The sequence below is a fragment of the Roseospira visakhapatnamensis genome (assembly GCF_014197915.1).
Taxonomy (GTDB): Bacteria; Pseudomonadota; Alphaproteobacteria; order Rhodospirillales; family Rhodospirillaceae; genus Rhodospira; species Rhodospira visakhapatnamensis.
Genome location: NZ_JACIGK010000058.1, coordinates 1 through 8,799 on the forward strand (window position 1 = coordinate 1; position 8,799 = coordinate 8,799).

General features: G+C 66.5%; 13 protein-coding genes and 1 tRNA gene. 12 read left to right on the forward strand and 2 right to left on the reverse strand.

The features are described from left to right. Nucleotides 1-662: 662 nt before the first annotated feature. Nucleotides 663-929, reverse strand: coding sequence for a carph-isopro domain-containing protein (locus GGD89_RS18935; protein ID WP_184048899.1), 267 nt, complete (start codon nucleotides 927-929; stop codon nucleotides 663-665). Between the two features lie 107 nt (nucleotides 930-1,036). On the opposite strand from GGD89_RS18935, the gene GGD89_RS18940 reads away from it, so the two are divergent. From GGD89_RS18940 to GGD89_RS20280, 12 genes are all read left to right on the forward strand, one after another. Beyond that, nucleotides 1,037-1,318, forward strand: coding sequence for a helix-turn-helix domain-containing protein (locus GGD89_RS18940; RefSeq protein WP_184048901.1), 282 nt, complete (start codon nucleotides 1,037-1,039; stop codon nucleotides 1,316-1,318). A 211-nt stretch (nucleotides 1,319-1,529) separates the two neighbouring features. After that, nucleotides 1,530-2,231 carry a hypothetical protein gene (locus GGD89_RS18945; RefSeq protein ID WP_184048904.1) on the forward strand — a complete coding sequence of 234 codons (702 nt, stop codon included), beginning with the start codon at nucleotides 1,530-1,532 and terminating at the stop codon, nucleotides 2,229-2,231. A gap of 69 nt (nucleotides 2,232-2,300) precedes the next feature. Then, nucleotides 2,301-2,783, forward strand: coding sequence for a helix-turn-helix domain-containing protein (locus tag GGD89_RS18950; protein WP_184048906.1), 483 nt, complete (start codon nucleotides 2,301-2,303; stop codon nucleotides 2,781-2,783). A gap of 5 nt (nucleotides 2,784-2,788) precedes the next feature. After that, nucleotides 2,789-2,959 (forward strand): hypothetical protein, encoded by a 171-nt coding sequence (locus tag GGD89_RS18955; RefSeq protein WP_184048908.1) that lies wholly within the window; start codon nucleotides 2,789-2,791, stop codon nucleotides 2,957-2,959. A gap of 350 nt (nucleotides 2,960-3,309) precedes the next feature. Then, a complete protein-coding gene (locus GGD89_RS18960; protein WP_184048911.1) occupies nucleotides 3,310-3,588 on the forward strand; it encodes a hypothetical protein in 279 nt (92 codons plus the stop codon). A gap of 43 nt (nucleotides 3,589-3,631) precedes the next feature. Beyond that, nucleotides 3,632-3,868 carry a hypothetical protein gene (locus tag GGD89_RS18965; protein ID WP_184048914.1) on the forward strand — a complete coding sequence of 79 codons (237 nt, stop codon included), beginning with the start codon at nucleotides 3,632-3,634 and terminating at the stop codon, nucleotides 3,866-3,868. 74 nt (nucleotides 3,869-3,942) lie between these two features. After that, nucleotides 3,943-4,188, forward strand: a complete 246-nt coding sequence (locus tag GGD89_RS18970) for a hypothetical protein (protein ID WP_184048917.1) — start codon at nucleotides 3,943-3,945, stop codon at nucleotides 4,186-4,188. Between the two features lie 211 nt (nucleotides 4,189-4,399). Beyond that, entirely contained in the window at nucleotides 4,400-5,596 is a 1,197-nt protein-coding gene (locus GGD89_RS18975) for a helix-turn-helix domain-containing protein (protein ID WP_184048920.1), read from the forward strand. Beyond that, nucleotides 5,586-5,936, forward strand: coding sequence for a hypothetical protein (locus GGD89_RS18980; RefSeq protein WP_184048923.1), 351 nt, complete (start codon nucleotides 5,586-5,588; stop codon nucleotides 5,934-5,936). Before GGD89_RS18975 ends, GGD89_RS18980 begins: the two co-directional genes overlap by 11 nt. A gap of 13 nt (nucleotides 5,937-5,949) precedes the next feature. Continuing rightward, nucleotides 5,950-6,834, forward strand: a complete 885-nt coding sequence (locus GGD89_RS18985; RefSeq protein ID WP_184048926.1) for a DUF5131 family protein — start codon at nucleotides 5,950-5,952, stop codon at nucleotides 6,832-6,834. Nucleotides 6,835-6,932: 98 nt separating this feature from the next. Then, a complete protein-coding gene (locus GGD89_RS18990; protein ID WP_184048929.1) occupies nucleotides 6,933-7,160 on the forward strand; it encodes a helix-turn-helix transcriptional regulator in 228 nt (75 codons plus the stop codon). Next, a complete protein-coding gene (locus GGD89_RS20280) occupies nucleotides 7,157-8,203 on the forward strand; it encodes a tyrosine-type recombinase/integrase (protein ID WP_184048932.1) in 1,047 nt (348 codons plus the stop codon). The genes GGD89_RS18990 and GGD89_RS20280 overlap by 4 nt, the downstream gene beginning before the upstream one ends. An 80-nt stretch (nucleotides 8,204-8,283) precedes the next feature. Here GGD89_RS20280 and GGD89_RS19000 read toward each other — a convergent pair. After that, nucleotides 8,284-8,359, reverse strand: a tRNA-Lys gene (locus tag GGD89_RS19000). Nucleotides 8,360-8,799: the final 440 nt, after the last annotated feature.

An 8,799-nucleotide genomic window follows, 5' to 3' on the forward strand; every position in this document is an offset into this window, starting at 1 on the left:
GTCTGGTTCACCGGATCGGTGTCCAGACAGATCGGCGCCTGGCCGCGCGCGAGGAAGTGTTGCGCGAGCAGGCTGGCGATGAAGCTCTTGCCGACGCCGCCCTTGCCCTGCAACGTCATGTGAATGGCCGCCATCAGTGAACGTCCTTCTTTCTTCGTGATTCGGGATCAGTCGTCGCAGGCGCCGGGTCAGCCGGGGTCAGGCCACCGCCGCCCTCGGCGCCGTCACCGCCCTCGGTTTGGGTGGTCGCGTCTTCTTTTCCGTCGTCGTTGCCCCACAGGGCGTCGATCGCCGGGGTCTCCGCCCAGGTCGCGGTCAGGGACGGCGGTCCCGCCGGACCGGCCGCGACCGGCACGGCGGACGCGCCCGTCACAGACGGTGCGGCGGGAGCCGGAACGGACGGCGTCACGGGACCCGGGGATTTGGATGGGGACGACGGGGAAGATGGGGCCGGGATGGCCGGCATGGCCGGGTCACCGTGGCGCCGGCAGTACTCGTAGAACGAGCTGCGGGACATGGTGGTCCGTCCGGTCTCCACCAACTCCCGGTAGACGAGCATCAAGGGCACGCCCGTCGCCAGACGCCGCCGGACTTCCGGCCAAAGGGTCACAAACTCGACCCGTGCTGCTCCCCATCGTGTCATCGTGACCTCGATCGGGTGGTCAGGAGTGGGGGCAGCGCCGGGAACGACAGTCGCGGTCATCACGCGGTATCGTTGGTTTGGTTTCGATAAGGTCGGCCGGCGTAAGGTCGATGCCACGTTGTGCCGCTTCCGAAAGAAGCAGCAGGTGGAGTCGTGCCGGAAAGCGACCAGTTCGTCGCCAGTTGCTCACCGCACTGGCTCTCACGCCACAGACCTCGGCCATGGCGTTGGTTCCGCCGAAACCGTCGATAACCGCGTTGACTGATCGAACGCTGAGCTTGGACATCAGAACCCTCACACCATCATCATGTGCACAGAGTTTCAGGTTATCTGATTTCAGTCAAGCTGAATTACTGAAGTGCTGCTTCGCCGCATCGCATGTAGGATCCGGGTATGCCTAAGCCCAAGCCAGATCCGGATTTTCTGCGAGCATGTGGTCAGCGCCTGGACGCCGCGCGTGCAGCAACCGGACTCAATGACAAGGATTTTTGCGACGCGATTGGAGTTACCCAGTCACGCTATGCGAATTGGAAAGCAGGATCGCACGCCGTGCCGCCTGATATTGCGGCTCGCATGAAGCAAAGATTTGGAATTACAACGGATTGGATTTATACAGGCGATCCGTCAGGTCTTCCGATGTCGTTGGCTGGTAAAGTGCATCGGGCCGCGTCGTGATTTTCCCAAAACGTAATTTTTCATATACGTTTGGAACTTGACAAGCTTTCACCAACCCTTTCCGCATTCGCAGCAAAGCACCTCGGAAACAGCGTGGCGAGGAGGCTATATGTTCGTCCGGAAAATTCAGGTTATCTGAAAAAACCTGTTTGACAAAATTCAGTTAAGCTGAAAATCTGTCTCCATCACCCCCGCTGATGGGAGACCCGACATGACCATGATCCTCCGCGAGTTCCCCGCACACAGGTGTCCGCTCTTCATTATAGCCCCCCCCGGGTACGGTGACGTCCGCCTGACCCCAGATGGCTACGAGGCGGTCTACGATGCGGCCCGCCGTGCGACCGGCTGCACGAAGGCCGTGATCGACGCCATCACCATGGATATCTGCGCGGCGGGGGTGGGGGACTGGGCACTCAACCAGTTGATCGAGACGCGGCCCACCTGGTCCCCCCGGATCGACGTCCAGCACCACGGCCATTGCGCCGTCACCCTGGCGCGGGCCTTTGACGCCGCGAACGAGGCCCTCGGCCTGGCGCGCCGGGCCTATGTGCCCCGCGCCAGCGGCCGCGCCGAGGTGGCCGAGAACGCCCTGCGGCGCGTCGCCGCACTCGACGAGCACCTGCGACCCGGTGGCGCCGGCAACGAGAGCGACCTGCTCGCGGCGGAGGACGCGGTCAGGCGCGTGGTCATGATCGCGCGGGCGGCGCTGGACGAGACCACCGAAATAACCCGCTGCGAGCGGCGCCTCGGCTGGGACGCGACGCACAACGTGTTCCGGATGGGCTACGTCTGCGACGCCTGTGGTTACGCCTGGACCGAGGTCCACCGGGACGAGCCCGATGTGCTGTGTCCCCGATGCGACACGTTCAACGTGCCGATGCACGTTGAAACCCTGGGTGGAGAGATCGTCTGAGGTCTGTCACCACCGCCAGCCAACATCACCACCACCGACGCGCCCGAGCGCGTGAGGGAGGACTGACTCATGACACCCGAACCCAATACCCGCCGCGCTCGCCGCACCGTCTCCATCGAGGGACCGGATCCCATCGACAGCCACGTCGGCCGGCGCATGCGCCTGCGACGCGCCGTGCTGGGCAAGAGCCAGGATCAGGTGGCCCGTGCATTGGGTGTGAGCTTCCAGCAGGTGCAGAAGTACGAGCGCGGCTCGAACCGGATCAGTGCCAGCCGTCTGTTCGACGTGGCCCGATGTCTCGACGTGCCGGTCGGCTACTTCTTCGATGATCTGGCCGACGACGCCGTGGCGGCGCGCGACCAGGAGGTCAAGGTCGCTTTCGCCAACGATCTGGTCCCGGAGGCCGGCGACGACCCCATGACGCGGACCGAGACCCTGGATCTGATCGACGCCTACTACCGCCGGCCGCCGGGCGAGCGGGTCCATGTCCTCGCTCTCCTGCGCGCGCTTGGCAGCGGCCGGTATGCGCCGGCTGATCAGGCGGCGGAGTAAGGGCCATGGTCGCCGTCATCATGGAGATCGGCCCGGGTCGCTGGCTGATGGCCTGCGCGGTCGGTGCCGCCGCCATCTCCCCGCTGGACTGGGCGGTCCAGAGGGTCGGTCTGGCCCTGGTCACCCTGGAGCCCTTCCCGCGCGGCGTCCTGCTCATGGAAATGGCGCATGGGTGAGCCGGAGATGCCAGAGCGTCTCTGGCTCGACCACGGCGACCCGGGTGAGACGACGTGGTGGTCAGAGTGCTCCCTCGCCTTCGCGGCGCCTGGCTTCGGCTTTCCTTATCGCCTTAGCGGTGGGCGACTCCCAGTGCGGCCAACCAAGGTCTTCCGGGGTTTCGCTGGGGGCGACGTGGACTTCGCGCTCATCGAGCGTGGCCCGGTACTGGCAGTCCGGGTTTTCGCATTGGTGATAGAGCGCCTGCATTCGGTGGGGCCTATGGAGCGATTCCTCACCATTCCACTTGACCAGGACGGACTTGGCCGTCCCGCCACCGCGCCTGCATTCAACCTTAGGAGAAAAACCCATGTCTAAAACCCTTCTTCTTCGTCACGTCGAGAAAAACGGCCTTCTGTTGCAGTGGTTCAATCACACCTCGACCTTCCCGCAAATGATGTTGCCCCTTTCAGCCGCCGAGGCGCGATTGCTGCGGGATTCCATCGACATCGCGCTGGTCGATATGAAGCGAGGCGCCGCAACCCATCTCGACGACGGTCTCCCCTTCTTCCCGGATGCGCGCGAGACCGTCATCAAGCCGCACACACCTCCGACTCAAAGCGACGCGACTGACACACAGGACGCGTGACGCGCCCGCACCGTCGCCGGCTCCTGACACGGAGAGCTGACCGATGCCCCTACCCCTCACCCACGCCGCCCCCGGGCCTGCCATGCCGGCCCAGGCCCCATCCTGGGACAGCGAAGATGCGCACGACCCTCTGACCTGTGACGAAACCCTGAAGCTGCTCGGCGCCTGGCAAGACCTGGCGCCGGCGCACCGCCGCATCTTCCTGGACCTGATTCGCACCACGGCGCGGCTGCGGTTCGCCACCGATCGAAGGGACGACATGGGAAGGATTGAACCATGACACCGAACCAAAGAAACGCCCTGACGGCCATCCGGGAAGACAGGGGCGCCCGCCGGCAAGACCGAGCCCGCCAAGTGACCACATGCCGCCGCCAATCGGCCGAGGGCATCGTCGATCGTTCCGAGATCCTCAAGGAAATCCGCGCGCGCCTCGGCACCGTCAACGGACAGGTGACGGCGGATGGCCTCGGCGTGACCCGCCAGGCCGTTCACAAGTGGACCCAGGGCCAGGCCGACCCGAGCCTGATGAATACGTGCCTCCTGGCCCGGCGGTTCGGCTATCGCGTGGCCCTGGTGCCGGCACAGGAGGACGCACCGTGACCGTTCCCTTCCCTTTTTCCACGTCCGCTCCGCGCGACCACAAGATGGTCGTCGATCGCTCCGCAATCCTCAAGGACATCCGCGCGCATCGTGGTGCCGTCAACGGACAGTGGACCGCGAACACACTCGGCGGGACCCGCCACATCAGCCGCGCGCAGCCCCCGGCCGGACATCGGACCCATCTGCCTTCTTCTGTCGGAGACCCACGCCCATGAGCATCGCGGCGTACGGCGTCGTCTGGCGCCATTCCGAAACCACCGGCGGGCACCGTCTGGTGATGCTGGCCCTGGCCGACCACGCGGACGACGACGGCCTCTGTTGGCCCTCCGTGGCCACCATCGCCGACCTGGTCCGCCTGAGTACCCGCCACATTCAACGCATCCTCGGCGACTTGGTGCGGCGCGGGGAACTGCTGGTGGCGGGTCGCGGGCCGCGTGGCACGACGCGCTATCGGATCCGGATGCGGGCCGCGACGGCCGCCCAGGCCCCCGACATCGGCGACACCCTGGCCGGGTCCGTTTCTGCGGACGGGGGTGACGTCGATGTCACACCCCCCCTGACGCAGGCGTCACCCAAACCGTCAGAGATCCGTCAGATAAAGGGGGACTCGTCATCCTCCCTGTCTGGACAGGCCGCGTACGCGCCGGAGGACGACGATCCTCCCTCTCGATCCCGAATGCCGGCGGATGTCACGGCCATCCTGGCCGCCGCGCACGACGGGCTGACGGCCGGCGGCATCTGTCTCCCCCGTCGCGCCACGCGCCCCGACAGGGACGCGGCCCGGGCCTGGATCGCCGCCGGCGCGGCCCCGGCCCTGGTGCGCCTCGTGGCACGTCTGGTGGCCGTCCGCGTGATCAAGGGCGGCTACGCACAGCCGCGCTCCCTGGCCTACCTGGACCGCGCCGTATCCGAGGCCCTGGACGGGTCCACCGTGTGCCAGGGCCGGGACGGCGGCGACGACGCCAACCTGTACGCCGCGCTGATCGACGCGGCGGTGGATGGCCTGACGGCAACCGGCGCCGCGCCGGCCGCGCCCCCCGCTCCGGCCGATGTGGCCCGCGCCCGGGTCTGGGGGGCGCGGGGCGCCACGCCAGACCTCGTCCGCAGGGCCGCCGTACGCGTCGGCGCGGTTGTGGCCGCTCGTCGTCTGCCGCCGCCCCAATCCCTGGCCTATCTGGACCGTGCCGTGTCCGAGGCCCTGGCCGAGCCCCACGCCGATCCGACCGCCGAGGATGTCCAGGATGCCCACCGCCGCGCCGCGCCCATGCCTCGCTCGTCCTTCCGTGCCCGCAACCGCGAGGCCATCGCCCGCGCCGTTGCCCGCCGTCTCGGCGCGGATATCTCGATTGGAGATGTTCTGGGGGGACTACCACCATTTCCCGGGCAACCCTCCGCCTGTGCCTCTTGACCGGGCGCGTGCCCATCTCGCCGAGATCCAGAGCGCCCTGACACCCGCGCACCCGATCCTGATCGGCCAACAGGTGGATACGGTGGTCGCCGTCTTGGGCTGCCCGAAGCATGCCGCCGAAGATCCGGACGCCTGGACGGACGCCCTTGTGGAAGCCCTGGCCGTCGTGCCGGCCGACCTCGTCGTTCTCGCCTGCCACCGGGCACGGACCCAGCTCACCTTCCCACCGGCGCCGGCGGAACTGGTGGCACTCATCCGGCCGGAATGGGCCCGCCGACGCCTCGCCGCCATGAAAATCGCTGGCGCCATCACCCTCGCCCGGCTGAACGGACATTACTGAAAGGGGTCAGGCCATGGGCCGGAACAGCACAATCGAATGGTGCGACCACACCTTCAACCCCTGGATCGGCTGCACACCGATCTCGGCGGGCTGCGACCACTGCTACGCCCGGCGCACCGGCGCCCGGCTCCGTGTCCAGTGGGGCGCCGGTCAGCCGCGCCGCCGGACCGCCAAGTCTACCTGGCGCCAGCCCCTAGCCTGGGACCGCCGCGCCGCGCGCGAGGGCACCCGGCCGCGCGTGTTCCTGTCGCTGTGCGACCCCTTCGACACGGAGGTTCCGGACGCCTGGCGCGAGTCCCTGTTCGCGCTGATGGTCCGGACCCCGCACTTGCTCTGGCTGCCACTGACCAAGCGGCCCCACGTCATGCTGCGAGTTCTGATTATGGCGGCGCGGCCGCTGCCGAACGTGGTGCTGGGCACCTCGGCCGAGAACCAAGCCATGGCCGACGCCCGGCACGGGTCCATGGCGGCGCTGGCGGCCGCCGGGTGGCGCACGTACGTCAGCCACGGTCCGGCGCTGGGACTCGTGGACTGGACCGGCTGGACGTTCCTGTCCGGCATGGTCGCCGAGGGCGAGTCCGGCCCGGGCGCGCGCGCGCCGCATCCGGATTGGTTTCGCGCCGACCGTGATTGGTGCGCGGTCCACGGGGTCCCCTTCAACTTCAAACAATGGGGAGAGTGGGGGGCGATGGCCCCGATCCACGGCGGCGCCGTTTCGCCTGTCGCTCCCATCACCGGGGCGGACGAAAACAGATGCATCATCGTCGGCGGCGACGGCCGGTATTGGGGCGACACCGAAGCCGAGCCTCCAGCCGGCGCCTGGATGATGGAACGCCTCGGTAAAAAGGCAGCCGGCCGCCGCCTGGACGCCCGCACCCATGACGAGGTGCCGAGGTGACCGTCTCCATGGACGAAGTCCGGCCGGGCCGCCGCTGGCGCTCGGCGACCAGCGGGCGTCATGGGACCTGAGGGAGGGGTGAGAGGATGGACCGGTCCATGCCGTACTGGCCCTATGCTCTCAATGTCGAGCAGGCGGCGGCGTATGTTAGCCTGTCCGAGACCGCATTCCTGACGGCGATGAAGGAAGACGAGGCCCCTCAGCCAGTGTGGCTCACGCCGAGGCGGAAGGTTTGGCTCCGCGCTGATCTGGAAAAGTGGGTTGACGTCAAGGCCGGAAAGATACCGAATACTGGTTCGGCGCAGGAATGGATGGACGCGGTATGACACCGGTCAATCTGCCCTATCTGAACATCTACGAGCGGCGTGGGAAGACGTTCGCATACTACCGGCGCAACGGGAAGCGTGTCCGGGTGACGGACTTGACCGGCAAGCCACTGGGGCCGAAAGACGCCGGGTTTACGGCGGCCTACCAGCGAATCCACGCTGGCTTTGAAGTGACGCCAGCTCCGAAGGGCGGTGCGGGCACACTGGCTCACCTGATAGAGCATTACCGCGCCAGTCCCGACTTCGCGGCCAAAGCACCCAAGACGCGCAAGGACTACACGCGGTATCTGGATGACCTGAAGCGGAAGTACGGACACCTACCCATTCGGACTATGCCGCGCGACTTTATCTTGGCCCTGCGCGACAAGCATGCGGCCACTCCACGCAAGGCCAACTACCTCATCCAAATCTTACGGATGCTCTTTGCATACGCGATCGACCGGCCGACAACCTTCGGCGTCACGGTTAACCCGGCAGCCCGGCCCCGGGTTCTGAAAACAGATGGCGGTCACCACCCGTGGGAAGAGCATCAAGTTGCTGCATTCCGGCGCCACTGGCCGGTAGGCACATGGGAAAGAACAGCGTTTGAACTGGCTCTCAACACGGGGCAGCGGGGCGGCGATGTGCTCGCCATGACTCGCGGTCATCTGGTCGGCGGGGCTGTGCAGGTTGCTCAATCCAAGACGGGGACACGCCTGGAGATACCAATCAGCCGGGACTTGGCGGAGGCGCTTGACCCATGGTTAACGTCCCACCCACACCTCGCGATTCTGGGCAAGATGGGGGTCGACCGCTTCCGCCACCGCATGGCTGATGCGTTCCGCGCCGCCGGTCTGGATAACGTCACCACCCACGGCCTGCGTTATACCGCCGCCACACGGCTGCGCGAAGTCGGCCTCGACTGGGAGACCATCGGTGCTATCACCGGTCACAAGACGGCCGAGATGGCCCGGAAATACAGTGCCCAGCGGCGCGCGGCGGTCATTGCCATTGATGCCTTGGACCGGGCCACCAGGAACGCCGGTGGAACACCGAGTGACTAACGCAGACAGACAAAGTGACTAACACCCCCTTCCCGCAAAAGCGAAACCCCCGGAAACGTGAGTGTTTCCAGGGGGTTGATTGGTGTGCCCACCAGGACTCGAACCTGGGACCCGCTGATTAAAAGTCAGCTGCTCTACCATCTGAGCTATGGGCACGCGGGGTAAGGGCAGGGGGTCTGTGCCGGTGGTCGTGGTCTCCGTGGCTGGCGAACTCCCCGTCGGGCCTGGATTAATCAGCGGATCGCGAAGCCGAAGGGGGCTCCCAATCCTGATCCCGTCGCGCGACGCGGCGCCGCCTGATCCCTGGCACCGCCACCCCCGTATCGATGGCAGGCCTTTGTATAGAAACGAACGCCTATCGGGTCAACCGTCCGTGCCGCGTCTGTATGGGTTCAGGCTGCCTGAGACTCTGGAGAAGGCTCTTTGGGAGCGTCCTGAAGGTACTCGAGCGGAGTGAGGCCGTTCAAAGGCGGGCTGTGTAACCTGATGTCTGGAAATTTCGTTCGTGGGGGCGCACCTGCGTGCCCATCCGTGGGGCGCGCCCCACGGATGGGCTACCCTCCAGTCCGGTTTTCTCACTCGCCAAAGGAGAACCG

Bases quoted from the DNA above. Each gene is read 5' to 3' on its own strand.
- GGD89_RS18935 (WP_184048899.1), bottom strand. From the start codon at position 929: ATGTCCAAGCTCAGCGTTCGATCAGTCAACGCGGTTATCGACGGTTTC.
- GGD89_RS18940 (WP_184048901.1), top strand. From the start codon at position 1,037: ATGCCTAAGCCCAAGCCAGATCCGGATTTTCTGCGAGCATGTGGTCAG.
- GGD89_RS18945 (WP_184048904.1), top strand. From the start codon at position 1,530: ATGACCATGATCCTCCGCGAGTTCCCCGCACACAGGTGTCCGCTCTTC.
- GGD89_RS18950 (WP_184048906.1), top strand. From the start codon at position 2,301: ATGACACCCGAACCCAATACCCGCCGCGCTCGCCGCACCGTCTCCATC.
- GGD89_RS18955 (WP_184048908.1), top strand. From the start codon at position 2,789: ATGGTCGCCGTCATCATGGAGATCGGCCCGGGTCGCTGGCTGATGGCC.
- GGD89_RS18960 (WP_184048911.1), top strand. From the start codon at position 3,310: ATGTCTAAAACCCTTCTTCTTCGTCACGTCGAGAAAAACGGCCTTCTG.
- GGD89_RS18965 (WP_184048914.1), top strand. From the start codon at position 3,632: ATGCCCCTACCCCTCACCCACGCCGCCCCCGGGCCTGCCATGCCGGCC.
- GGD89_RS18975 (WP_184048920.1), top strand. From the start codon at position 4,400: ATGAGCATCGCGGCGTACGGCGTCGTCTGGCGCCATTCCGAAACCACC.
- GGD89_RS18985 (WP_184048926.1), top strand. From the start codon at position 5,950: ATGGGCCGGAACAGCACAATCGAATGGTGCGACCACACCTTCAACCCC.
- GGD89_RS18990 (WP_184048929.1), top strand. From the start codon at position 6,933: ATGCCGTACTGGCCCTATGCTCTCAATGTCGAGCAGGCGGCGGCGTAT.
- GGD89_RS20280 (WP_184048932.1), top strand. From the start codon at position 7,157: ATGACACCGGTCAATCTGCCCTATCTGAACATCTACGAGCGGCGTGGG.